This is a genomic window from Methanobrevibacter thaueri (assembly GCF_003111625.1).
Lineage (GTDB): Archaea > Methanobacteriota > Methanobacteria > Methanobacteriales > Methanobacteriaceae > Methanocatella > Methanocatella thaueri.
In genome coordinates this window covers 33,254-59,325 of sequence record NZ_MZGS01000014.1, presented here as the reverse complement: position 1 = coordinate 59,325, position 26,072 = coordinate 33,254, and the positions used below count along the sequence as shown (strand labels likewise).

Below are 26,072 nucleotides of genomic sequence, written 5' to 3'. Positions count from 1 at the left end.
TTTATTATTTAATAAAATTCTTTAAATTCAAAATTAAGATTATCATTAGGGTGACTAAAAACCAGTATGTCATTCCCATTTTTTGGATTTTTTAAAACTTTCATTTTTACTCTTTCTCGCTCATTAGAGGGGATTATTTTTTTATGTTCTGTTAAATATTTAATTCTATCAAAATTATCATTTTTTGAAAAAATATGTTGTGTTGCATTCATTGCCTGTAAATCATTTATAAAATTGATTTCATCTATGGAATTAATATTATGTTCTTTTGTTTTCTGAATATTCAATATAATTTCATTATTTTTAAATTTTTTAGGTTCTTTGTAATTGGAATAGTTTTCTGGATCCAATAAGCATAAACATAATTTAGGATTTATGGGATAGAAAATATGAATATGTTCACATGCAAATCCTAATAATCCATTAGAATTATGGAGTACAATAGGGTTGTCTGATGTAATGAAATCGATTTCAGTTTTATTCTTTAAAACTATCCATTTTTTAGAAACTAATGAAGCAGTCATTTCTTGTGAAGATTTATTAATGAAGTTTATTTGGTGATGTTTAATGAATTTTTTATCTATTTGATCATTGAACATTTCCATTTTAGTATTCATGGGGTATTTTTTTAAATGGTTTGATATTTTTGAAAAATTCTCTAAAAGATCTTGACGCATTTCATTGGTTCTAAAATATTGAACAGACATAAAAAATGATAATTTATATCTATTTCCAGAGATATTTAACGGTTTGATTTTCTTAGTTTTAGATAAATTATTAATAATGGGGCTTGCTAGTTCTTCGGTATTTTGAAAAAACTCTTCAAAATTTTCCGAACCAATTTTATAAAAATCTTTTTCTTCTGCAATATTTCTAATATTTGCAGGGTACTGTTTATTTTGATTAATATCATAACAATAGATAAAAAATCCATTCTTATTTTTATTGGCAAAGTTTTTTAAATAAAATTGAGGTACATAATGTTGTTTTTTTGTTTTATTGGACATGTTATCTTATTTTGGTATAATTTTTAGTAAATTATTTAATAATCTCCAAATACTTATAAAAAGGTTTTAAAATGCAAGTCTCATGGTTTCTGTAATCACGCGTACTTGTTAAATATAACTGTTTTTTACTTCTGGAAACTGCAACATTTAATAAGTTCAAACTCTCTTTGTTTAACTCGCCAGTTCTTTTATAACAATTTCTTTGACAATCTTTATAAAATGGGATGGAACCGCTGTTTAAATTGCATACGAAACTCACATCAAACTGCATTCCTTTAGAACCATGTATTGTTGATAAAAATACTTTATCTTTTAAGAAATTATTGTTTTTAAAAAAATTGTCGTAGTTCCATATCATATGATTTATAAAATTTGAAAGCCTATTTTCAATTTCTAGATTTGGATTTTGCATGTCAATTTTTTTTGATTCTTTTAATATAACCTCTTTAAAATAATTATGTATCTTTAAATTGGAAATAATCATATCATGCAAGTTTTTATATTCGCTTAAATCGTTTTTGCCCAAATTAGTTAATCTTCTAATTTGTACATCCCATTCGTCCTTATAGTCACTGATAAATATAAAATTTTTAAAGTTTAATAGTTTCATCATGTTTATAATATTATTCAAACTTTTTTTTGTGGGCGATAATATGCATATATTTTCATATTTGACGCCTTTATGTTTTAAATCATTTATTTGGTTAATTATAAATTCGTATTCCTCTTGATTTTCATTAAAAATGAAATATTTTGGAAGATTTTCCTTAATTGTTAATTCTGAATTACTTTCTCTATTTCCATCAATATAATTGCTGATGGATTTAGAAAGCTGTTCAATAGCCTTGTTTTCAAAACGATGGCACTCGCTAAGTTTTGCCTCCTTGCAGTTAAAATTTTCAATGGCTCTCTCGTGATTTTTATAATCAGCGCCTTGAAATCCATAAATGGACTGTTTTGGATCAGTAAATATAAAAATGTTCTTTTTATTATTGGCACTGCCAGTAACCATTAAATCCAAAATTTTAAATTGCAAGGAATTAGTGTCTTGAAATTCATCAACCAAAATGATTTTAAAGGGAGATCCGTAATATTCTAAAATTGGCTCATGATTTTTAAATAATTTGTATGTAAAAATCAATAATCCGTCATAATCCATCATATTATTTTCAATTAAAAGATCATAATAATATTTTAAAATCCTTAAAAATTGCTCATTATCATTTTTTCCACATTTCAAAACATACTTTAATTTCCATTCATTAAATTTATCATTATCGTAATCTAAGCCGAAGTGTTCAAAGGCATGTGCTAATCGGGGATTGTATTTAGGATTATAGGTATACATTTCAAAATTCCTGTTCAATCCAATGTAATTTCCATAGGCGTTAAGAACATCGAAGCAAAATCCATGAAATGTTGTAATATGAAATAAGTCTTTAGAAAATCTCATTTCATCGGAAATTTTCTTTTTCATTTCATTTGATGCGGCTTTGGAAAATGTCAATGCTAAAATTTTATAGGGGTGCTTGATGTAGCCTTGATTTATCAAAAAACCAATTCTTTTAGCCATGATGGTGGTTTTGCCGGCGCCTGGAGGTGCTGAAATTATTTTGGAAGTGTTAAAATCAGAAAAAACCACTTCTTTTTGTTTATCATTTAATTTAATATTATCCATAATTTTCCTCAGTTAATTTAATCGCATTTTCAAAGGCTTCCTTGAATATGGGTGGTATTTCGGAAGGGTCTAACTCTTCTGCTAAAATTCTTGAAAATAGAATATTCTTTTTTTGTGTCATATAATTCATAACTAATCGTTTATAATTTGAATTTTCTTTATATTCCTCTAATAATTCTTCTGAACTTTCATCAAGACTATCAAATCCATCAAACTCAGGAATTATTTCTTTAATTTCCTGTATGCGATTTCTTGAAAGTGAGGGATAACTCAAATCCACTGCCTTAAAAATCTTGTAATGAGGAGCATTTTTATATAATTCCAATTCAAAGGCACCATTTTTTGTAGAGTCTTCACCTAAAAATGAAATATGGGGGAGATGTCCATATTTTTCTTTTTTATCAGCATCAAGAATAATATATGTATGAATTTTAAATTCTTTTAATATATTTAGAAAAAGTTTTAATCTGTCTGCTCCCTCTAGGTTTAATAATGTAATACCATATTGGTCTAAATTATATTTTAATTTACTTGCTAAAATAGGAAATGCTCCAAATTCACTGTCACCTTCACATAATATGGTTCCTTTACTAAAAAACACATCTGAATAATTTAATAAACTGTTAATGACATTATTTATTTTTTTTATATTGTTGAAACTACATTCATCATCTGAATAAACTTCATGACAAATTTTCTGAATATAGTTTTCTTCCAACTTAACTGAAATAATATTTTCTTCATTTTTCCGTATAATGTTTAACTCCGGAATCTGTAAATTTGAAACAATATATGGGGAATGGGTTGATATGAAAAATTGGATAAATATATTTCTTTTTTCAAATAACTCCTTAAATTCTTTTAAAGATTTAATGAAATTTCTTTGCATATGTGGATGCAAATGAGTTTCAGGCTCTTCTATAATAACAATAAAATTACATATGTCCACTTCATTGCTATTTTTAATCTTAATTAATTTTGATAAATTAATAAGAAGGTCAATGAAATTTTGATAACCGTCGCCCTGTTTTAATATGGAATCTCCATGTATGTCCATTGAAATGTTTTTTAATAATTCAATGTCTTCAGTTGGCATTACATCAAATTTCAACTCATCATTATTCAGGAAGGTTGAAAAAAAGCTATTCACCGTATTTTCGATTTCAGTTAAATTATAATATTCTTTATGGTTTTCATTAAATTCTAACAAATCATTATTGATCTTGATTTTTTGCTCATATATATTGTTATAATTATCTATTTTATCGCGAATTTCGCAAACAGACTCTGATTCATCTTTAATTTTTTTCAAGTTGTTTAATATGTTCTCTGTTAACTTTTCATTGTTATTTAATAAATTCTCAATATCTTGCAAATTAAACTCAAAATCCATTTCATTCAGTTCTCTGAACTCCTGGATAATTTCTTGTTTTAGTGAATCCAATGGCATGGTTTGATAGGGAGCAAATAATCGTAATAACTCAAAAATACCTTTTGAATCCATATTTTTACTATAGTTTCTATGTGCTGAAATATAAAGGCTGCCTAATGTTTTTCTAAAAGATTTAGTGACTGGTTTAACTTCCTGTTCCTCTTCTTTGAGGTCTTTTCGAATAAAATTGACTGAAATATCCGCATTGCCGATAGTGCTTCTCCAAGTCCCTATGGTTTTTATGGTAATGTCGTTATCTTTAGGATTATAAAGTCCTTCAAAATCAAAAAATGCGGCTTTGTCTTCTTCAGAAAGGTTATTGAAACTCAACTCAATAATGATGGGCTTTTCAAGAATTTTAAAATCATCCTCTTTAAAGTAAACATTTTTACTCAAGACTTTATTAATCGCAGTTAGGATATTGGTTTTTCCAATGTTGTTTTCTCCAATTAGTACATTGAAGTCTGAAAAATTGATATTAATATGGTCAATGTTTCTGAAATTTTCTATATATGCTCTATATAATAACATTTTTACCTCCATTGGATTTAATATATAATATTAGATTTGTTTTAAAGGGGTATTTAAATTTCAAGAGAGCGTGTGATTAGTAATCGTGATATAATCATGTCGATAAAGCGAACTAACTCGTATTTATATTATTGTAAAATATTTTTTATTTCATCTACATTAGTTTTCACGTTTCTTTTGAGTAGTGTAATGTTGTTATTAAATTTAAAATTCAACTTGATTAAATTAAACGTTCCATGTTATATGATATTTTAGTTGACTCTACCTTCAAGCATTGTTATGTCTTTTTCACATCTAAATGTAGCCTTCCATGTAACTGACCAAATCATCTTTAAACTCATTATCGTCCAATGCAAACTCAATTGAAGTTTTAAGCCATTCAAGACGGTTTCCAATGTCATAGGTTTTGCCTTCAAATGTGACTCCATAAATTGAATCCAGTTTTTGAAGGGCATCTGTAAGCTGGATTTCACCGCCAACTCCGGGTTCTGTCTCTTCAATCTTGTCAAAAATATCAGGGGTCAGCACATATCTGCCCATTATTGCAAGGTTGGATGGTGCCTTGTCCATTGGTGGCTTTTCAACCAGTTCATTGATCTTGTAGATGTCTTTTTCAACTTCGCTTCCTTTAATGATTCCATATCTTTCAACTTTTTCTGGTGGAACCTCTTCAAGTGAGATTGCAGATGCATTGTACTTATTGTAAACATCTATTAACTGTTTGGTACATGGGGTAGGGCCTTTAGTGATTGAATCGCCTAAAAGAACAGCGAAAGGTTCTCCTCCAATATGTCTTTGTCCGCATTTGATTGCATCGCCCAATCCGTTTTGTTCCTTTTGTCTGACATAACAGATGTCTGCCAGGTCAGTGATTTTTCTGATTTCCTTAAGTTCACGGTCTTTTCCTGCCTTTTGAAGGTTGTATTCAAGTTCATAGTACTTGTCGAAATGGTCTTCAATGGATCTTTTGTGTCTTCCTGTGACTATGATGATGTCATTGATTCCTGAAGCCACTGCCTCTTCGACAACATACTGGATGGTTGGCTTGTCATAGACCGGTAACATTTCCTTTGGCTGTGCCTTTGTTGCGGGAAGGAATCTGGTTCCTAATCCTGCGGCGGGAATAATTGCTTTCATGTATTTATATTGTCTTTGGCTATGGATAAATTATGTGGAAAATCTTGGTTTTGATTTTGTGTTATAAAGACACGGCGGATGATTTTTTAACATTTTATGGTGGTTCCCATTTGCTCACAAGTTTAGTTTTTTTAGACACAAGTTAGTTTAGGTTTATTCTTTTTTAGTAACAATATTTTTAGTCACAGGTTAATTTAGGGTTATACTTTTTTAGTAACAATTCTTTCATGAACATTGGTTTTGCAGAATATTTTGAATGAAATTATACGTTGGATGATTTTTGAATAAGTTTTATTAAGCAATTATTAAGAGTTATCTCTTTTTAGTAACAAGGTTTTATATTATCATGCAACAGAATACCCTGCGCAAGATGACTGTTGTAAAATTTTCTTATTTAATCTTGTAGATTTATTTATTCTTTTTAGACATTATTATGGATTCTTTTTATAGTAATTTTTTATAAATCTATTTTATTTGAAGTTTTGAACGGTTTTTGGGAGAGTATTCCTTCAAGATAATCATCATTTAATAAATTCAGAATCTTTTTAACATCTTCAAATTCATCTAAACGGATCTCTCCATTTGATCGGTTAAACTTGATATTTTCAATTTTTTCTTCAATTTTCCTTATATTCTCTTCAGTTAAATAGTTGTAATTCTCATTATTTAGTATCATGTATAATTTTTTCAAACTTCTCTGATTGTTTTCAATTTTTGAATATAACTTGTTAACATCTAATTTCACTGATTTGTCAGTTCTGCTTTCAAATTTATCTAATTTTTCTTTTATTTCCTTTCTAAATTTTTCTTCAAAACCGAATATTTGTTCAAAATAATAATTGTGGAATATAAACATTATAGGATTATCCTCGTTTAATGAGCATATACAGTCAATTTTATTTTCTAAAGGCAATAGTGGTTTGTTAAATTTTTTTATATTTTCGCCCACAATTAATTTCATTTTATCATTTTCCAAAAATGTTTTATTACGTATTTTTTGGAAAGCCAATATTTTATTTTCACCATCGTCCATTACAATAGCAATTATCCATAAGCTATGTCCTTTGGTTAATTTTGTTTTAGAGTATAATGTTGGATTTCTTTCAATATCCTCTATAAACTCAGATAATCTGTATAATTCATTACATTCAATTTTTTGAACAATATGTTTGTCATTAATGAGAGGATTATAATCCATTGGGTCTTCTGTTTCTTCATTAATAATATAATCATGAATTTGATTATGTATGACAGTTGTTAACTCTGAAAGTATTTCTAAATCAGTTATTTTTGTTGAAAATACTTCATAATCAATCTTACTTTTTGCTTTTGAAAAAAGATATAAATTCACATGTTTTGATTCTATATTATGTACTTTTTCTAAAATATTATTCATCATCATCACTTACCATATATACCTTTGTACTAAGTTGCTTGGCTCCAATTTTTTTATTAAGTCTTCTGTTAACATCAATTTGCGATATTAAAAGAATATTTGTGTTTTTTGAGTAAATTTTATAAAAATTATATCCTGAAAATATAAATAACGGATTAATATATAAAATTTCTGAATTAATATAAATCATAAAAATAATTAAAAATATAACAATGCAGCATATAAATTCTTCAAAACTGTTAACAGAAACGAATGAAAAAAAGTAGGGTACTAAATAAGTTAGTATTATGTCATTTTTATCTTCAATTCTATTCACCTCAAAAAACTTTTCCGTTTCTGATTTTGAATTGTCAATAATCTTTTTGAAATAATGAATTAATATGATTATAACTATTAAAATTGTAATTGGAATAATTGGTATGGGGATAATTAACTTTAAATAAGGTATATGTATATAATAAATTAATTTTAAAAAGTATTTGATGCCAATAATTATAAATAATGGAATATATGCACTTAAAAACAATATCAATTTTGCTAAACCAATTTTTCTCAATATTGTTATGGGATTTAAAATCATATGTCTTAAAGTATATTTTTAATTTAATATAATATTGTATTTATTGTTGTCAAATTCTTTCTTTTTTATAATAATTCTGTGCTTTCTAATATTTTAGGCTTGTTTAGATTCTGATTTTTTTTCGTTTTGAACAGGGTTTGTAAGTTTATTTTAATTTTACAATTTCTTCTTCAACATAACTCCAGTACTCGAAACCTAAAAATGTTTTATATGTAAATTGCGCATAAATCATTAAGTCATTAGGAACTTTAAGTGATTCTGGGTTATCATTATTGTTTTCTATTCCTTCAACTTCAAAATTAACAAATTGATTTTCCTTGATTTCTCCATCTTCTGGAATGTCAACTTCCAATTCGATTGTTTTTCTTTCTTTGGATTTTATTGATTGGATCAGTATTTTCTTATAAATTAAATATCTTGAATACATTTCTTCTCGATATATATTAAGGTTTTTATTCTGAGGCAATGGATTTGCTGCAAAAGATTCAATACGTATATTGATATCTCTGATTTCATGGGATTTTTTATTTTCAATTATCAACTTTAATGTCACTTTTCCTCCTTTAACTCCTTTTTTATCACATTTAACTCTAAATTCTAGATTTTGCGGTTCAAAAGTATGTGTTAATAACAATAGTAATTTTTCATCTTCAGTTTTTATTATTGGTTCTACATTAATTATTCCAGATTCATAAAGACAATCAGTGCATCTAATTTTTCCATCATCGCAGTAAAAAATTGGTTTTCCAATTTTTAACTCTTGTTCTGCATGTTTGCATGGCCTATGTCTTGAGATCCATTTTTTATCAGTGTAAAATTTGTGATGTGTATCTCCAATGCCTGCACCACCAATCCCAGTATTAATTCGGGTGAGTTGATTATCTTCAATTCTTAAAAAGTTTATTTCATTATGCTTATGCTTTATTGAGCAGTTCATACAATAGTATTTTTCACATTTTTCACAAAAGGCAATTATATCATCTTCGAAGGTTTTTCCACATGAATCACATTTCATAATATCGCAACACATATAATTAATGTTATTATAAAACAAATAAAACTGTAAATTGAAATTCTTAATTTTAAAACGATTTTATCATTGATGGCATGGTTTGTAAAAATTGAAGGTAAATACTGGTCAACCAATTCCTTTTCAAAAGTTTCATCATCTATTTTAAAATAATTCTCAAATTTGTTAAAATCTTTTAATTCGATGGGATGATGGTAATTTGTTGGCTTAAAAATGGAGATACATTGCCCTATACATATTATAAATGATAAAGCAAGTATAATCAATAAAATTATTCCTAAATTTGAATTGAAATCAATATTTGAGTTTAAATAGGTAGATGATATTGTAACAATTATAGATACAATACCTAAAAAATAGGAAGCTTTATTTTCTAGATTTTGTTTTCTTGTGTTTTCTCTTTCAAAAAGAAGTCGTAACTCCTCAATTTTCAAATTTGATTTGTCCATTTCCTCTCTTGATTAAAAATATATTTTAATAGTATTTAATATTTTCTCATGCACATATTGTCTCACGCAATTCACTGAAAATAATGAACTGATTCTATTAAATAAATTTTAGATTAATTTAAGTGAAGTTTTAGCATCAACTAGTAGTTTGGTTGATGCTACCTCCAAGCATTGTCATATCTTTTCCACATCTAGATGTAGCTTTTCATATAGTTGACCAAATCATCTTTGAACTCATTATCATCCAATGCAAACTCGATTGATGTCTTGAGCCATTCAAGTCTGTTTCCAATGTCATAGGTTTTGCCCTTGAATGTGACTCCATATATTGAATCAAGCTTTTGAAGAGCGTCAGTTAGCTGAATTTCACCGCCAACTCCAGGTCCTGTCTCTTCAATCTTGTCAAAAATATCCGGTGTCAGCACATAACGTCCCATTATTGCAAGGTTGGATGGTGCCTTGTCCATTGGTGGTTTTTCGACCAGTTCCTCGATTTTGTAGATGTCCTTTTCAACTTCATTTCCTTTAATGATTCCGTATCTTTCAACCTTTTCTTGAGGTACCGCTTCAAGTGAGATTGCTGAAGCGTTGTACTTATTGTAAACATCTATTAGCTGCTTGGTGCATGGAATTGGTCCTTTGGTGATTGAATCTCCTAAAAGGACTGCGAACGGTTCGTCTCCGAGATGTCTTTCACCGCACTTGATTGCTGCTCCCAGGCCGTTTTTGTCCTTTTGCCTGACATAGCAGATGTCTGCAAGTTCTGTTATTCTTCTGATTTTTTTAAGGTCACGGTCCTTTCCTGCCTTTTGAAGGTTGTATTCAAGTTCATAGTACTTGTCGAAATGGTCTTCAATGGATCTTTTGTGTCTTCCAGTGACTATGATGATGTCCCCGATTCCTGAAGCCACCGCTTCTTCCACCACATACTGAATGGTTGGCTTGTCATAGACCGGTAACATTTCCTTTGGTTGAGCTTTAGTTGCGGGAAGGAACCTGGTTCCTAATCCTGCAGCTGGAATGATTGCTTTCATATGGTTATATTGTATTTGGCTATGGATAAATTATGTGGCAATGTTCGTTTTGATTTTGTGTTATAAAAGTTAAAATATGTTGTGTCTAAATATGGATGTAATTTGGATTGAATCATTTTAGTTAATAAGATACGGAAACTATATGTTGTACAAACTGTTCGCTGATATTAGATAGTGTATGTTCATCTGATGTTTGGCAATTTAGTGCAATATAAGTAAGTAGGTGTATAGGATTAGAACCTGAGAAGTACTAAGCAACATGCTCTTAACCTAGACTGCTCTGACACACGAATATGAAAAAATTAGAGGTTATTTTGGTCTGTAATTCAGATTTAAATACTTTATTGGCAGGTATTGGTTCACTGTCACCCAACACAATAAGCTACCAGATGAGTTTTATTTCAAATGGCATTACTCTAAATTATTAATATTATTTTAAACATATCATATCATGGTGATATTATCAAAAACAGGATTGCGTATTATGATCAGTTAAGGGTCTTGTCCATACTTGCCATCATTGCAATTCATGTATTCCAATTATGGCATCATGGGGAGCAGGTCTTTAACGTATACATTTACATGTTTTCTGAATTTGCAAGATTCGGTGTTCCGGTATTTCTGATGTTGAGCGGAGCTCTTCTACTGAATCGTGACATTGAAATAAAATCCTTTTTGAAGCGTAAGGTGCCTAGGATTGCTTATCCATTCCTGTTTTATTTTATAATATTTTGGCTTAGTTCATCCTTATTGAATAGGGAATTCTCATATACCATCTTCACTTATAACTGGTACTTCTGGATGATTTTAGGAGTTTACCTGTCCGTTCCAATCATCAACAAGTTTATCCAGCAGGCCTCTGAAAGTGAAATAGAGTATTTCCTGGCAATATTTGTATTAGCAGCCATATTCTATCAAATAACTCTCATTTTTGGCATAGAGCATTACTTTGATTTGAATTTCTTTGTGGCTCCTATAGGTTATCTTGTTTTAGGATATTACTTGTCAATAAAGCAATTCAATATTGATTCAAAAAAACTGATAATATTAATGGCAGTGATATTTCTGACAGCTACCTTTTTCAAAATGCTTGAAACCGGAGCGGTCTTGCCGAAAAACTCAATTCTAAATTATGTTGCAACACAGACTGCAATTGTAGGCTCATGGGTGGATATGAGCATCTTTGAGATACTTCAGGCTGGATCCCTTTTCGTATTGTTCAAGAATTTGAATTTGCATATCATGGATAAGGTTATTGTTTCAATCAGTAACGTGAGTTATGGGATGTATCTGTGCAACTCATTGGTGATGTCCTTTTTGATTCCGATTTTCACACCGATACCATCCAACGGAATTGAGATTTGTGCGATTATCATAGTGATGATACTGGTAGTGTTTGTTGTTTCATGGATTTTGGTCACATTAATCAGCAGGATTCCGGTCATTGGAAAGTACTGCACATGATATTTTGAAAAAAAAAAATAGAATGTGGAGCTTAAACTCCACTGACTGTCTTGACATAAGGTATTTTGCTAAAGATATAAGGCAGCAACCATGATAGGAATATTGTTAGTGCAAACATCACCGGAAACATCAAGTGGCTGTGAGGATTGTGGTATGACAAGAATTTAACCACTATGACATGGGAGAAATACATACCATAGCTGCAGACGCTTAATGACAATATTGCTTTTCCAATGAAATTATTTTTAATTGAATCAAACTTATGCAGCTTGTCCAAGTATTTGACAAACAGGAACAGTCCTGATCCCATGAATATTATCGGAATGTTTTGATAAATCAGACCAATCCAATCGCTTCCAATATAGTTCAGGTAAACGAACACTGACAATGAAATCAGTAATGTGACAAGCCCTATAAAGCAGACTTTCGCATCGCTCATGCTGAATTTTTTGGTTGAAAGCCAGTATCCAAGAATAGGATAGCCTATATATCCTGCAAACATGTTCAAATCAAAGTATTGCCATAACGGATATGAATTGAAGGTTCTAAGAATCATTGTGATGAACCATATCGCTAAAAAGTACCTGATTCCCTTCTCCCCATAGGCTTGGATGAATGCATTTATGACTGGAATGAATAGATAAATCCCAATCAGTGTCCAGAAGTACCATGTGATTGAAGGCTCGCCTATAAATACTTTCCATAAGTGTGTTGAATTGTATTGATAAAGGTATAATTGGCCTAAAATCAGGATAATCCAAAAGATGAATGGATATATGATTCTTGCAAAACGCTTTTTAAGGAACTGTCCCAAATCAGGATAGTCACGGTTTAAAAGCAATGCACCACTGATCATTAGAAAAATCGGAACACCAATCCTTCCGATGTCATGGAAAGTCATTTGGGCTATAACCTGTGTTTGACTTGTGAGCGGTCCAAAGAACATGTCAACATGACAGATGATGACTGCAATGATAGCGAATGCCCTCAGCACGTCATAATAAAAAATTCTCTCTTTTTTTGTTTTCATGATAAAATGTTTAGTTTTATTGTAGTTAATTCTTATTATTTTTAGGAGAGTATAAACTTATTAAGTATAACTTGCAATATAAATAATGATAATATGTATAAAATAAGTGTCATCATGCCGGTTTACAATGCCGAAAAAACATTAAGAAGAGCTATTGATTCCTTAATCACTCAAAACTGGAAGGGGGATTTTGAAAAGGATATAGAAATACTAATGGTTGATGACAATTCCTCTGACAATAGTCTAAACATTATTAAGGAGCTTTCAGATAAGCATTCCAATATTCATTACTATTCCTTTGATAATAACTCCGGTTTTGGTGGAAGAGGTAGGAATAAGGGAATTTCAATGGCTGAAGGAGAATACATTGTACTGATGGATAATGATGATATTTACCTGCAGGATGCACTGCAGACTTTTTATGATGCAATCACTGAAACTGGCTCTGATATAGTTCTGGCTAATTATGAGACTGATTTCTTTACACATAAAAGATTATACTGTCCAAAGGGATACAATAAAAATAGGACATTAAATCCAACTGAAAGTAAAAAAATGTTTGAGATTATAACACATAATTGTTCTATGGCTCCTTGGGCAAAAATTTACAGAAAGAGCTTTTTACAGGAAAATAATATTAAATTTGTGGAAGATTCTCAATTTGATGATGCTGATTTTTTTATAAAATGTATGCTTGCATCTACTCAAATTACTATTTTACCAAACAATTATGTGTATTTATATAATACTTATGATGATTCACAGGTAAGAATTCATGATAAATCTCATTTTGATGCAAGAGTTAAAACAATGAAAAATATTGATTCAATGGTGGAAAGTAAAGGATTTTCTTGTAAATTCTTTACTAGAGCTAATTTAATGGAATTATTTTTAATAATAGCTAATTCAAATGAATCAAAAGAAGATACTTTTTCAATGTTTGAGGATTTCCGCGAATATCAAAGTAATTTGGGAGGACTTCATTATTCCAGGCCTGAATTAAATTTTTTAAATAAATTTATCATGACTAAACATTATACTATTTCTTATTATATTTCTAAATTTTATGCAGTATTATACAATAATGATCTAATTAGAAAAGCATACAGATTCAGGAATAATACCTCTAAAAAATTTATAAAAGAATTTTATGAAAACTAAATAGTTTTATTAATTTTTACCTAAAATCTCTTTTATGACGTATTTGTCGTCGTTGTCAAAGAATCTTAAAAGATATATTGCTACAAGATAAATTATTATTCCAACAGGTATTGCAACCCATATGTTCATATTCAAAAGGTATAGTGCAATTCCTAAAACTCCTGAAGCAATGATGATTCTTCCAACATCTTGATATAATCTTTTGTTAGGTCTGTGGCCGAGTTTGTAGATTACATAAGCCTGTATAATGACAATTAAAATGTCACTTAAGACAGTTGTGATTGCAGCACCATCATATGAAAAGTGCGGGATCATGAAAAAGTTCAGGATAACGTTAAACACTGCAGCTATTGCATAAATTTTTGTTACTGAAACCTCTTTGTGTGATGCATTTAAAAGTGAGTTACATGCTCCGCTGATGAAAAGCAAACAGACCGTCCAGATTAAAATTGATAAAACTGATGCTCCTCCTTTGTAGCTTTGACCATAAATCAAGTGCATTACCTCTGCGGAGTAAAATGCTGTTGCAACAGCCAATGGGATAATCACAAGCATCAGGTATTTGATTGATTTTTCAAAACTTATTAAAAGCAATGATTCATCGTTCTTATAATATCTGCTCATTACTGGGAAAATAACAGCAGTATAAACGGAGTAGAATAATGTCAAAACGGAAATTAATTTGTATGTTGCGTTATAAATCCCTGTTGCATAGCTTCCAACCATGTTGGTCAGCATTACAATGTCTATGGAGTAATAGATAGTATATAACAGTCCTGTCACTGCAAATGGAACTGACAATAATGTAATTTTTTTACAAAATTCCTTATCCAGTTCGTATTTTGGTTTTGTAACATGTTTGGTAAGCATATAATATTCATAGATAAATGCAATTGCATTAGCTAATATGTAGGAAACAGCTATTCCATAAAGGCCTAAATCGGTAAATATAGCAATTAAAATGAAAACCAACAATATTAAATGCAATATTGTATTTCCAATTCCTTGGTATTTTCCTTCTTCAAATGCTTGGAAAGATCCATTAAACAGATTAACATAAGATTTGATAATCATTTCGAGTGTAAAAAGCAATGTAACCTTAATTACCAGTTCATTGACGTTCATGATTATTAAAGCTATCAATGTTATTATGGTACATGCAATTGAAAAAAGGACCTTAAGAGGGATTGCATTTCCAAGATATTTTGGAGCAGAGTCGTAATCCGTCGCAATATGCCTAACAATATGAGTGCTGATTCCTAAATCAACAATGATTACAAGAATTGCGGTGAAAGATGTAGCAAAACCAAAAATACCATATCTCTCAACTCCTAAGTATCGGGCCATAAGTATTGTCCAAATAAAACCACAAACACTTGCGATTATTTGTGAAACTAATAACCAACTCATATTCTTAAATATTGTTCGGACTTGACTCATAAAATCATCTTATTAATTTTTATTAATGATTATTTGATTTTTTACGAAAGAAAATAAATAATTTATTTGATTTTATTTATTATTTCTAAGTATATTATTGTTTTTGATTTATTTAATGTTTATATATAATTTTAAATAGATTAAGAAATATGACTGTAGGCGAATTTAGAAAATATACTGATGACGAGATAAAACACTTGCAAGATGTTGAACTAATGATTCTTAAAGATGTTGTAAAAGTCTTTGATAAACATAATTTAAAATATTTCATGTATGGTGGTTCTCTTTTAGGAACAATCAGACATAAAGGTTATATTCCTTGGGATGACGATATTGATGTTATTTTATTTAGAGAAGATTACGATAAAGCCTTAGAAGTCATAAATAATGAATTATCTGATAAATATAGTGTTGTTCAGATGGATTATATTGAAGATTGTTTCAGTTCAATGGCTGTTATCTCACTTAAAGGAACTACTTTTGGTCGTTGGTATTCTAAATATGTCAGTCACGAAATAGGGATTCATATTGACTTGTTTCCACTTGATAATATCCCTAATAATTATACTTTGGGTAAGATCCAATATTATTTATATAGATTCGCCTATCAATTCGTTATCAATTCAATCATTAAAATGGACATGTATACAAAATTCATGACATTGATGCATCATATGGTTTATCATATTTTGAATTTCCTTCCAATTAACCCAAGAACATGGAAGAAAATACTTACAAAAACAATGACCTTTCATAATAAAAAGGAGACTGAAAAAGTTGTTGATTGGTTTAATTTATGTGGTTTTATGCCTTATGAAAGGGATTATTTTGAACCAGCACTTAATGCCCAATTTGAAGACTTTGAAGTTAGAATTCCAAATAAATATGATGAGCTTTTAACTCAAATTTATGGAGATTATATGAAAATACCTCCTGAAGAGGACAGGTATAATGCAGCTCCTGATGTTCTTGATTTTGGAAAGTATTAATTTTTTTATATGATTATTTAAAAATATTAAATCATGTTTTCAAATATAAGTGTTGTTGGCGCAGGTGCAATGGGGACTGCAATTTCACAAACAATTTGTGAAAATACTAAACAAGTTCTACTTTATGCTAAAAGAGCGGAAGTTGTAAATTCAATAAATAAAACTCATTTTAATAAAGATTATTTTCCTAATATTCGATTAGAAGATAATATTATAGCTACTAATGATTTAAATGAATTAAAAAATGCTGAAATAATTTTTTTAACTCTACCTTCATCTGTAATACGAGAAGTTACCCGTAAGTTAAAGGATATCATTTCTTCTGATTGTATTTTAGTCAATACTGCAAAAGGGATTGAAAAAAATTCTAAAAAAAGAATGAGTGAAGTTATTCAAGAAGAAACAGGAAAATCCGCAGTTGTATTATCAGGGCCGAATATTGCAGCTGAAATGGTTGAGAGAACATTTTCTTCAGCATCTATTGCTTGTGAGAATAAAGAATATCTTGATAAAGTTGAACAGGTTTTATCAACTCCTAAATTTAAAGTTTCAGCAAGTAATGATGTTATTGGGGTAGAGTACTGTGGTGTTATTAAAAATGTAATTGCCATCTCTCAAGGAATTTGTGAAGGAATGAAAATTAATGATAATGCACGTTTTTCAGTATTTACAAAAACATTCGCTGAAACTAAAGATTTAATTGAAAAATTTGGCGGCAAGAGGGACACTGTTGATGATTATTGTGGTTTTGGCGATATTATTACTGCGTCTACTTTGAATGTTAGTAGAAATCATACATTGGGTGTTTTGTATGGTCAAAAGATTGTTATTGATGAAAAAGCATCAGGTGTTCTTTTTGAAGGGAAAAATACTATAATTACACTTAAAGAATTGTGTAAAAATAATAATATTGATTGTGCAACAGTAGATTTCACTTATGATGTAATTATTAATGGTATTAATCCTAAACGGGCTTTTGAGGAGTTTTGGGAAAAGTTGTAAGGAGATGTTTTGATGATTTGTGCAGCTATGTTGGCTGGAGGAATAGGAAGTAGATTAAAACAAGGAAAACCAAAGCAGTTTGTTAAAATAAATAATAAACCAATTTTAGTTCATTCTGTTGAAACCTTTTTAAATGTTTCAGAATTAGATAAAATCATTGTATCTTCTCCAAAAAAATGTATTAATCAAACAATAGAACTGATGGAAGATTATTTTCCTAATAATGATCGAATTGTTGTTATTGAAGGTGGAGTTACACGTAATGATACTATTTTAAATTCAATAAAGTATATGAAAGATCAAAACTGTGAAAAGGATTCAATTTTAGTAACTCATGATGCATCACGGATATTTGTTTCAGAAATATTAATTGAAAATAGTATTAAATATGCTGCTGAAGTGGGTGCGGCAAGTCCGGTAATACCGGCGACTGATGTGATATTTGAATCAAAAGAAGAAGGAAAACTCACAAATATTCCATTAAGAAAAAATTTATGTCATTCACAGACTCCGCAATCATTTAATATTGATAAATTCATAGAAATTTATGAAGATTTATCTGAAGAAGAAATAAGTAAATTAGATGAAGCTATGATGCTTTTCCATTTAAGGGGTGCGGATGTAAAATTATTCCCTGGTGAACAAGGTAATTTTAAAATAACTCGTCCTTTTGATATAACTATAGCAGAATCTATTTTTAAAGATTAATTATATATGTTTTAAAATTAAAGTGATTAGTATGGCATTAAATTTTAGAGAATACACTCCTGAAGATTTAGAGCATCTTCATGAACTTGAAATCATGATTTTAAAGGATATGATAACCGTTTTAGAGAGGAATAATATTCCTTATTTTGCTTATGGTGGTACTCATATAGGTGCTGTAAGACATGAAGGTTTCATTCCTTGGGATGATGATGTGGATATTGTTCTATTCAGAGATGATTATGAAAAAGCTATTGATGTTTTTAATAAGGAATTGGATCCTGAAAAATATGAAGTGTTATCTCCAAGATTAATTGATGATTGTTTTTATTTATTTTCAATGGTATCTTTAAAAGGAACTAAATATGCATTCTGGTATAGGGATTATGTCAGTTATAATGTTGGAATCCATATAGACTTTTTTGCGTTGGACAATGTTCCTGATAGTGATTTTAAATGTAAAATATACTATTATAAAACCAGGATATTGAATCATTTGCAAACCAATGCTATTATTGACATGAAGCATTCAAAGATACATCATTTAATTCATAAAATTCTTAAAATTTTCCCGATTTCAAATCAAAAGTGGAAAGAATATACGTATAAGGCTATAACAAAGTATAATAATCAAGAAACTAAAAGAGTTGCTGATGCAGGAGAAATTAGTGGATTTTTTGCTTTTGATAGGGATGGTTTTAAGCCAGCTGTTAAGACTAAATTTGAAAATATAGAGGTTGCTATTCCAAAATCTGATAAAATTTTAGTCCAACTTTTTGGAGATTATATGCAAATTCCTCCTGAAGAAGACAGATATAACTCTGCTCCTGAAGTTCTTGACTTTGGAGACTATTAATTAATCGTTTTGTATTATTTTTTAATTTATTTAATTAATAATTACCATTCTTTATTTGTTAGAAATTTTTAAATATTTCTTTTTTAATAAATAATAATATTATATAATAAAAAGGTAATTATTATGGGTTCTGATAATTCTATTGTTTATACTTGTTTTTGTACTGACATTATCCATGAAGGACACTTAAACTTAATCAATGAAGCTAAAAAGTACGGTGATGTTGTAGTTGGTGTTCTTTGTGATGCTCAAATGGTTAAATATAACAGATTTCCATTGAAATCCACTTCCGAGCGTGTTAAGCTGGTTGAAGAGATTCCTGATGTCAGTAAGGTGATTATTCAAGATCAAATTATGTATGATAAGGTAGTTGAGGAACTTCGCCCAGATTACATTATCCATGGGGATAACTGGTCAGAGGACTCAATGAAAGTAATTAGGCAAAACATTGTTGATGTTTTAGATAAATACGGTGGAGAACTGATTGAGGTTCCATACACATTCAATGAAAATATACAAAAGGTCGACAGGCAAATGAGAGAACAACTGTCAATGCCTGAGCTTAGAAGAGGAAGACTTAAAAAACTGTTGGATATGGTTCCTGTCGTCAAGACAATTGAGGTTCACAGCGGTTTAACAGGTTTAATTGCAGAAAAGACTGTAATCGCTGATGAGGAACACATTGACCAGTTCGATGCAATGTGGGTTTCAAGTTTATGTGACAGTACAGAAAAGGGAAAGCCTGACATCGAGCTTGTAGACATGACCTCAAGGTTTAGGACAATCAACGATATCATGGAAGTTACAACCAAGCCGATTATATTTGACGGGGACACCGGAGGAATCGCAGAGCATTTTGTCTACACTGTAAGATCCCTTGAGAGAATGGGTGTTTCAGCTGTCATCATTGAGGATAAGATTGGTTTGAAGAAGAACTCATTGTTTGGTACTGAAGTAAAGCAAACCCAGGATGAGATTGGTCACTTCTGTGAAAAGATTGCTGCGGGTAAAAACGCACAACTGTCTGATGATTTCATGATTATTGCAAGAATTGAAAGCCTGATTCTTGAACAGGGTATGGAAGATGCACTTAAAAGGGCATTCGCATTCAGGGATGCAGGTGCAGATGGAATCATGATTCACAGTAGAAGAAAAGAACCTGATGAAATCCTGGAATTCTGTGACAAGTTCAGGGAAAAGGATAAGGAAACTCCAATTGTAGTAGTGCCTTCTTCATACAATACAATCACTGAAGAGGAATTAATCAAGCATGGAGTAAATATTGTAATTTACGCTAACCAGCTGTTAAGAGCAGCATTTCCTGCAATGCAAAATGCCGCAAAAAGTATATTAAAGCATCACAGGGCTCACGAGATAGATGAGGAATTATTATCAATTAAAGATATCATTACATTGATTGATGAATTATGAGTAAGATAGCTATATTGTCAGATATTCATGGGAATTTGCATGCCCTAAAAGAGGTAATAAATGATTTGAACAGTCATGATATTGATTCAATTGTTCTTTTAGGTGATTTGATAGACTACGGAATGCAATCAAATGAATGTGTTGATTTAATTCGAAAGGAATTTTCCTCAAGGGTAATATGCAATATTTGGGGAAATCATGAAAACGCTATTTTGACTGAGGACTTTGATCATTTTTCAAGCCAACGGGGTGTTGAATCAGCACAGTTCACAGCATCACAGTTAAATGATGCTGTTAAGGATTATTTAAATGATGAACTGATCCATGATGGCAGACTTGAATTCAGGATAGGCGATTACAAGGCATTGGCGATACATGGGTCATTGGTTGACAGTTACTGGAAGGCAATATTTCCGGATAATCTCAATGGAGAATATTCAGATTTTGACATTGTATTTTCAGGACATTCACATTATCCGCATGTCTTTCAGAAGTTCTATGAAGTGGACAATCCCGACATGAGGAACAAGAAATCAGTCTTATTTATTAATCCTGGATCAGTGGGACAGCCTAGAAACCACAATCCAAATGCACAATATGCAATTTTGGACACTGAAACGAGGGGTGTTGAATTAAGGGCTGTGGAATATCCTGTTGATGAGGCAATGGATTTATATGATGGTAGCATTGATGAATTTTATCAAACAAGATTAAAGAATGGAATTTAGGGTGAATTTATGAAAGTTTTATATGTAATTAGTGGGGTTACCGGAATGACTGGTAACGAGTTGGTTCGCCAACTTCTAAACCAGGATGAAGATGAAGTAAAAATCATAGGTTTCGATAACTTTTATGCATCTTCAATTGACACAGTCGCCGATTGTTTGGATGATGAAAGATTTGAATTTTATGAATATGATTTAAACGATGAAAAGCAGATGGATGACATTAAAGGCATGGTATTTGACATTAAAGACAACTTTGATGAGGTTGTATACATCAACTGTGCAGCTGTCGTTCACACAGAGCATTTCTACAAGGTTTATGAAACCTATCAAACCAATGTTGTTGGTATGAATGACTTTTTGGATCAAGCTATTGATGTTGGAGCTGAAAAATACATCAACTGTTCCACCTCTGAGATTTACTCAATGAACTCATGGAATGAAGACGGAGGGGTTAAGGAATCTGATTATATCACAATGGCCGATGCGGAACACAGTCAAAGAACCAGTTATGCAACCGGAAAATTACTTACAGAATTTTTCATGAAAGATGCGGTTGACAATGGTAAGATTAAAGGCTGTTCCATACGCTTTGCTAATGTTTACAGTAAGGATGAAAAATACCCTAAGCATATTATTCCACACATCATTGACAATCTGAAAAACACAGGTGAGGTTGTCCTGCTTGAAAATTCTAAAAAGAATTGCAGAACATTCTTGAATAACTATGACAGTTGCAGTGCGGTAATTGAATTGATCAAAAGCGATTCAGCATTGGACGGTACGATTTACAATGTTGCAACTGACGAGGAAATTTCCATCATTGATTTGGTAAAATTGATTGGTGAAAAGATGGGCATCAATGAGCCGGTCATCAAGTTTGAAGGCTATCGTGAATCAGATCCTGAAAGAAGATTGTTATCAACTGAAAAGATAAGGTCAAGAACCAATTGGGTCCCTATAGTTGACCTTGACAAAGGATTGGCTGAATGCGTTGAAAACTATACTAAAAATTAGGTGAACATTTTGAAAATTGTTATTATTACAGTTGCAGGGGTGTCAAGCAGGTTCAACAAGGACATTCCTGAAGATGAAAAGATATTGAAATGCTTATATTTTGAAGAGGATTCAAAAGACACTTTAATTTATCAGATGCTTAAAAAATCTAGCTATGCGGATGAGATAGTTATTGTAGGAGGATATAAGTATTCCGATTTAGAATCCTATATCGAAGAGGTTCTTCCTCAAGATTTAAAGGATAAGGTAACATTGGTTTACAATGAACATTACAGTGACTTGAGCTCAGGATACAGTCTATACTTGGGAATAGACTGTGCATTGGCCAGATTCGACAATATTGACGAAATACTATTTGTGGAAGGCGACTTGGACATTGATGAGGAATCCTTTTCACAAGTTGTAAATTCTCCTAAAAATGTTTTGACATTCAATCATGAGCCGATCTATTCAAACAAGGCTGTAGTATTGTATCAAAATGAAAATGACAGATACTGTTACCTTTTCAATAGTGACCATGGATTATTATCAATGAATGAACCATTTAAAGCTATTTTTAATTCTGGTCAGACCTGGAAGTTCCAAGATATGGAACTGCTTAAGGCAGCTAATGACAATTTCAAGGAAAACCTTATAGAAGACACAAATCTTGGAATAATTCAAAAATACTTTGATTTGGTTGAAAACACCGACGATATCGAAATAATAGGATTGGATCGTTGGGTAAACTGCAATACACGTAATGATTATCAAATAATTAAAGAATACTGGAGGCAATAAAATGAAAACTTTAGATGAAAGATTACAAGTTGTTGAAAAACATGTAAAAGAGGATGATATAACTATTATGATTATAGGTTTAGGAAGTGTTGGAACCTATTTATTGGACTTTTTAGTAAGTAAAAATGACTCTGCGATAAAAATCGTCGTTGTTGGAAGAAACCAAGAGAAAATGCAATCTGATGTTAATATCGTACGTGTTGCAGGTCTTATTCGTGAAGTCAACAAATCCGAAATCATCGTTGAATCAGGAGTTGACTTAAATGACATTGACTCAATTGAAAAGGCAATCTCCAAATACAGTCCTGATTTCATTGTAAACTCAAGCAGAGCATATGCAGGAATTAAATACGGAAGCATTTCCTGGCATAACGTACGTGCTTATGGTATTTGGACTCCATTATCTATCAAGTTTACTAAAAACATTATGGAAGCATGTGATAATGCAGATACAAATGCGGTTGTCATTAATACTTCCTATTCTGATGCGGTTATTCCATGGCTTAAAAGTGCAGGAAAAGCATATCCTGACTTCGGTAGTGGAAACCTAAATCATTTGATTCCAAGAATGAAGTTTGCAGTGGCAGACATGTTAGGTGTCGACGATTTCTGGAATGTTGACTTTAATTTTGCTGCTGCTCACTTCCATGATGTTGTAATCAGTAAGGAAGGACAAACCGAAGGTGTTGACTTGCCTCTTAAAATCTACTACAAAGGTGAGGAGCAAGACCTCTCACATGATGAAATATTCTCACAATGTTCCATCAGCATGCCTGTGGACCAAAAAAGGAACATGATGAATGCATCAAGTAATTATCGTATTATTTCAGCTGTTATTGATGCAATCCGTACTGGTGAAGAAGAAAAAGTGTTCTCTCCAGGAGTATTCGGTCACATTGGAGGATATCCTGTTAAAATTGGTTATAAGGATGGAAAAATTTCCGCTTGGATTGATGAATCTGTGTTCACCTTTGAGGAAATGGATAAGGCTAACCGTGAATCATTAGGTCTTGATGGTGTTGAAGACATTAGGGATGCTACATTAATTTACACTGATGATTTAATTGCAAAGGTTAAGGATGTATTTGGCGAAGACTTGCCGAAAGAAGTCAAATATGATGACATTGAAAAAACAGCTGATTTCCTCATTGAGAAAATCATTACTCCTCAATTAAACAAATAGGAATCATTATTTATGAAAGTTGAAGATTTTGTTGACGTTTTAGGCTGTGACTTTTACACTGGTGTTCCAGATTCACAGCTTAAGGCATTATGTAATTATTTGATGAATACTTATGGCATTGATGAAAATCATCACATCATTGCCGCAAATGAAGGAAATTGTGCAGCTCTGGCAGCAGGATATCATTTAGCTACTGGAAAAGTTCCTGTTGTTTATATGCAGAACAGTGGTGAAGGAAATATTATCAATCCTGTTGCATCACTATTAAATGACCAGGTTTATGCCATTCCTGCGATTTTTGTAATCGGATGGAGGGGAGAGCCAGGCATTCATGACGAGCCTCAACACATCTATCAGGGAAAAATCACCTGTGATTTGCTTGATTTGATGGATATTGAGAATTTTGTAATTGACAAGGACACTTCTGTTGATGAATTTCAAAGTGTAATGGCTCAATACAAAGAAATTCTTGACAACGGGAAAAATGTGGCTTTTGTTGTGCGTAAAAACGCCTTGACTTATGATGAAAAGGTAGAATATAAAAATGACAATGATATGGTTCGTGAAGACATCATTGCTCATATTGTTGATGTAACCGGTGAAGATCCTATTGTTTCAACTACAGGTAAGGCAAGTCGTGAGCTGTTTGAAAACAGGACAAATTCCAATAAGTCTCATAAATATGATTTTTTAACTGTCGGTTCTATGGGACATTCATCTTCCATCGCATTGGGTGTTGCAATCAACAAGCCGGATAAGCGAATTTGGTGTGTTGACGGTGACGGTGCGGTATTGATGCATATGGGATCTATGGCAGTTGTTGGAAATGTCAATCCTGATAATTTTGTTCATATTGTCATAAATAACGGTGCTCATGAAACCGTTGGTGGAATGCCGACAGTAGCATCTAACATGGATTTGGTGGCCATTGCAAAGGCGTGCGGTTATAATTACGCAGTGTCCGTTGACAATTTCGATGACTTGGATATGGAACTTCAAAAGGCAAAGGAAATGAATAAGTTGTGCTTCATTGAAGTGATGTGCTCCATTGGTGCACGTGACGATTTGGGAAGGCCAACAACCACTGCAATTGAAAATAAGGAAAACTTTATGGAATTCTTAAATCAATAAAATTTAAATTAGTGATATCTTGAGTTATAATGAATATGATGATAAAATCTTAAATCATCTGCAGGAACTGGAATTGATGATTCTAAAAGATTTTATCAAGATTTGTGAAGAGAATGATTTGACCTATTATATGTATGCAGGTTCCCTATTGGGGGCAATTAGGCATAATGGATTCATTCCATGGGATGATGATTTGGATGTTATCATGTTCAGGGATGACTTTGAAAGGTTCAAAAAGATTTTCATTGCTTCCAATAATGATAAGTACGAATTGCTGTGCAATGAAACCAATGAAGATTATTTCCATTTGCTTGCAAAACTAATGCTTAAAGGTACTAAATTTGAGGAGCCTTGGGTTAGTCAAGTTGATTTCCATATTGGAATCAACATGGATATCTTTGTTCTGGATGACTTGGCTGAAGAGGGATTTAAAAGAAACTACCAGCTTAAAAAGTCATTTTGGTACAATAAGCTAATGATAATGTCTAAAATTAAATTGGATAATTTGCCTATTGTTACAAAGGTAATCACTCATGCAGGATATCATATTCTAAATTTATTCAGAATTAATCCCTCCACATTAAATAGGAAATGCTTAAACTTTCTGAAAAAATATAAAAATCCTAATGCGACTCATGTTTTTGATATTTCCGCTACTGCGGAGGAATATCCTCAAATATTCAGAAAAGAGGATTTCAAATCAGTAACTAGGGTCAAATTTGAAGATATTGAAGTGAATGCTCCTATTAATTATGATTATATTCTAAAAAGTCTTTATGGAGATTATATGCAGTTGCCTCCAGAAGAAGACAGGTATAATCACATCACCGAAACCTTGGATTTCGGCCCATACAAATAACAAATTTCTATTTTTTAATTCAAAA

The 26,072-nt window shown here is 31.1% G+C and carries 24 protein-coding genes; 13 read left to right on the top strand and 11 right to left on the bottom strand.

The window, feature by feature from the left end; translation table 11 throughout:
* Positions 1–8 precede the first annotated feature (8 nt).
* The 9 genes from MBBTH_RS01185 to galU (MBBTH_RS01145) all read right to left on the bottom strand — a co-directional run bounded on the left by MBBTH_RS01185 (position 9) and on the right by galU (MBBTH_RS01145) (position 10,274).
* A complete protein-coding gene (locus MBBTH_RS01185; RefSeq protein WP_116591218.1) occupies positions 9–1,007 on the bottom strand; it encodes a DUF4238 domain-containing protein in 999 nt (332 codons plus the stop codon).
* Between the two features lie 31 nt (positions 1,008–1,038).
* Complete coding sequence (locus MBBTH_RS01180; protein WP_116591217.1) at positions 1,039–2,685, bottom strand: UvrD-helicase domain-containing protein; 1,647 nt, start codon at positions 2,683–2,685, stop codon at positions 1,039–1,041.
* Positions 2,678–4,648, bottom strand: coding sequence for an ATP-dependent nuclease (locus tag MBBTH_RS01175; RefSeq protein WP_165814002.1), 1,971 nt, complete (start codon positions 4,646–4,648; stop codon positions 2,678–2,680). The genes MBBTH_RS01180 and MBBTH_RS01175 overlap by 8 nt, the downstream gene beginning before the upstream one ends.
* A gap of 294 nt (positions 4,649–4,942) precedes the next feature.
* Positions 4,943–5,785 carry a UTP--glucose-1-phosphate uridylyltransferase GalU gene (galU, locus tag MBBTH_RS01170; protein ID WP_116591215.1) on the bottom strand — a complete coding sequence of 281 codons (843 nt, stop codon included), beginning with the start codon at positions 5,783–5,785 and terminating at the stop codon, positions 4,943–4,945.
* A 457-nt stretch (positions 5,786–6,242) separates the two neighbouring features.
* On the bottom strand, positions 6,243–7,187 hold the full coding sequence (locus MBBTH_RS01165) for a Kiwa anti-phage protein KwaB-like domain-containing protein (protein ID WP_116591214.1): 945 nt from the start codon (positions 7,185–7,187) through the stop codon (positions 6,243–6,245).
* On the bottom strand, positions 7,174–7,761 hold the full coding sequence (locus MBBTH_RS01160) for a hypothetical protein (RefSeq protein WP_116591213.1): 588 nt from the start codon (positions 7,759–7,761) through the stop codon (positions 7,174–7,176). The genes MBBTH_RS01165 and MBBTH_RS01160 overlap by 14 nt, the downstream gene beginning before the upstream one ends.
* A gap of 145 nt (positions 7,762–7,906) precedes the next feature.
* Positions 7,907–8,776: a hypothetical protein gene (locus MBBTH_RS01155; protein ID WP_116591212.1), complete on the bottom strand. Its 870-nt coding sequence runs from the start codon at positions 8,774–8,776 to the stop codon at positions 7,907–7,909.
* Positions 8,773–9,240 carry a hypothetical protein gene (locus tag MBBTH_RS01150; protein WP_116591211.1) on the bottom strand — a complete coding sequence of 156 codons (468 nt, stop codon included), beginning with the start codon at positions 9,238–9,240 and terminating at the stop codon, positions 8,773–8,775. Before MBBTH_RS01150 ends, MBBTH_RS01155 begins: the two co-directional genes overlap by 4 nt.
* 191 nt (positions 9,241–9,431) lie before the next feature.
* Complete coding sequence (gene galU, locus MBBTH_RS01145; protein ID WP_116591210.1) at positions 9,432–10,274, bottom strand: UTP--glucose-1-phosphate uridylyltransferase GalU; 843 nt, start codon at positions 10,272–10,274, stop codon at positions 9,432–9,434.
* Between the two features lie 420 nt (positions 10,275–10,694).
* Between galU (MBBTH_RS01145) and MBBTH_RS01140 the strand changes: the two genes are divergently transcribed.
* Positions 10,695–11,738, top strand: a complete 1,044-nt coding sequence (locus MBBTH_RS01140; protein ID WP_116591209.1) for an acyltransferase family protein — start codon at positions 10,695–10,697, stop codon at positions 11,736–11,738.
* 31 nt (positions 11,739–11,769) lie between these two features.
* Here the strand turns inward: MBBTH_RS01140 and MBBTH_RS01135 are convergent, their stop codons facing one another.
* On the bottom strand, positions 11,770–12,768 hold the full coding sequence (locus tag MBBTH_RS01135) for an acyltransferase (RefSeq protein ID WP_116591208.1): 999 nt from the start codon (positions 12,766–12,768) through the stop codon (positions 11,770–11,772).
* A 114-nt stretch (positions 12,769–12,882) separates the two neighbouring features.
* Between MBBTH_RS01135 and MBBTH_RS01130 the strand changes: the two genes are divergently transcribed.
* On the top strand, positions 12,883–13,929 hold the full coding sequence (locus MBBTH_RS01130) for a glycosyltransferase family 2 protein (RefSeq protein WP_165814000.1): 1,047 nt from the start codon (positions 12,883–12,885) through the stop codon (positions 13,927–13,929).
* Between the two features lie 9 nt (positions 13,930–13,938).
* On the opposite strand, the gene MBBTH_RS01125 is transcribed toward MBBTH_RS01130, so the two are convergent.
* Entirely contained in the window at positions 13,939–15,369 is a 1,431-nt protein-coding gene (locus tag MBBTH_RS01125; RefSeq protein WP_116591206.1) for a flippase, read from the bottom strand.
* 149 nt (positions 15,370–15,518) lie between these two features.
* Here MBBTH_RS01125 and MBBTH_RS01120 point away from each other — a divergent pair, with 149 nt between their 5' ends.
* From MBBTH_RS01120 to MBBTH_RS01070, 11 genes are all read left to right on the top strand, one after another.
* The gene (locus MBBTH_RS01120; RefSeq protein ID WP_116591205.1) at positions 15,519–16,358 is read left to right on the top strand and encodes a LicD family protein; all 840 of its coding nucleotides are present in this window, start codon (positions 15,519–15,521) and stop codon (positions 16,356–16,358) included.
* Between the two features lie 33 nt (positions 16,359–16,391).
* Positions 16,392–17,360, top strand: coding sequence for an NAD(P)H-dependent glycerol-3-phosphate dehydrogenase (locus MBBTH_RS01115; RefSeq protein ID WP_116591204.1), 969 nt, complete (start codon positions 16,392–16,394; stop codon positions 17,358–17,360).
* A gap of 12 nt (positions 17,361–17,372) precedes the next feature.
* Positions 17,373–18,068 (top strand): IspD/TarI family cytidylyltransferase, encoded by a 696-nt coding sequence (locus MBBTH_RS01110; RefSeq protein WP_116591203.1) that lies wholly within the window; start codon positions 17,373–17,375, stop codon positions 18,066–18,068.
* Positions 18,069–18,099: 31 nt separating this feature from the next.
* Positions 18,100–18,921: a LicD family protein gene (locus tag MBBTH_RS01105; protein ID WP_116591202.1), complete on the top strand. Its 822-nt coding sequence runs from the start codon at positions 18,100–18,102 to the stop codon at positions 18,919–18,921.
* A 123-nt stretch (positions 18,922–19,044) separates the two neighbouring features.
* Complete coding sequence (gene aepX / locus MBBTH_RS01100; protein WP_116591201.1) at positions 19,045–20,352, top strand: phosphoenolpyruvate mutase; 1,308 nt, start codon at positions 19,045–19,047, stop codon at positions 20,350–20,352.
* Positions 20,349–21,080, top strand: a complete 732-nt coding sequence (locus MBBTH_RS01095; protein WP_116591200.1) for a metallophosphoesterase family protein — start codon at positions 20,349–20,351, stop codon at positions 21,078–21,080. Before aepX ends, MBBTH_RS01095 begins: the two co-directional genes overlap by 4 nt.
* Positions 21,081–21,089: 9 nt before the next feature.
* The gene (locus MBBTH_RS01090; RefSeq protein WP_116591199.1) at positions 21,090–22,094 is read left to right on the top strand and encodes an NAD-dependent epimerase/dehydratase family protein; all 1,005 of its coding nucleotides are present in this window, start codon (positions 21,090–21,092) and stop codon (positions 22,092–22,094) included.
* Between the two features lie 9 nt (positions 22,095–22,103).
* On the top strand, positions 22,104–22,874 hold the full coding sequence (locus MBBTH_RS01085; protein WP_116591198.1) for a DUF6564 domain-containing protein: 771 nt from the start codon (positions 22,104–22,106) through the stop codon (positions 22,872–22,874).
* A 1-nt stretch (position 22,875) separates the two neighbouring features.
* Positions 22,876–24,057, top strand: coding sequence for a saccharopine dehydrogenase NADP-binding domain-containing protein (locus MBBTH_RS01080; RefSeq protein WP_116591197.1), 1,182 nt, complete (start codon positions 22,876–22,878; stop codon positions 24,055–24,057).
* A gap of 12 nt (positions 24,058–24,069) precedes the next feature.
* Positions 24,070–25,188, top strand: coding sequence for a phosphonopyruvate decarboxylase (gene aepY / locus MBBTH_RS01075; RefSeq protein ID WP_116591196.1), 1,119 nt, complete (start codon positions 24,070–24,072; stop codon positions 25,186–25,188).
* Positions 25,189–25,207: 19 nt separating this feature from the next.
* Positions 25,208–26,047 (top strand): LicD family protein, encoded by an 840-nt coding sequence (locus MBBTH_RS01070; protein WP_116591195.1) that lies wholly within the window; start codon positions 25,208–25,210, stop codon positions 26,045–26,047.
* The last annotated feature ends 25 nt before the right edge of the window (positions 26,048–26,072 follow it).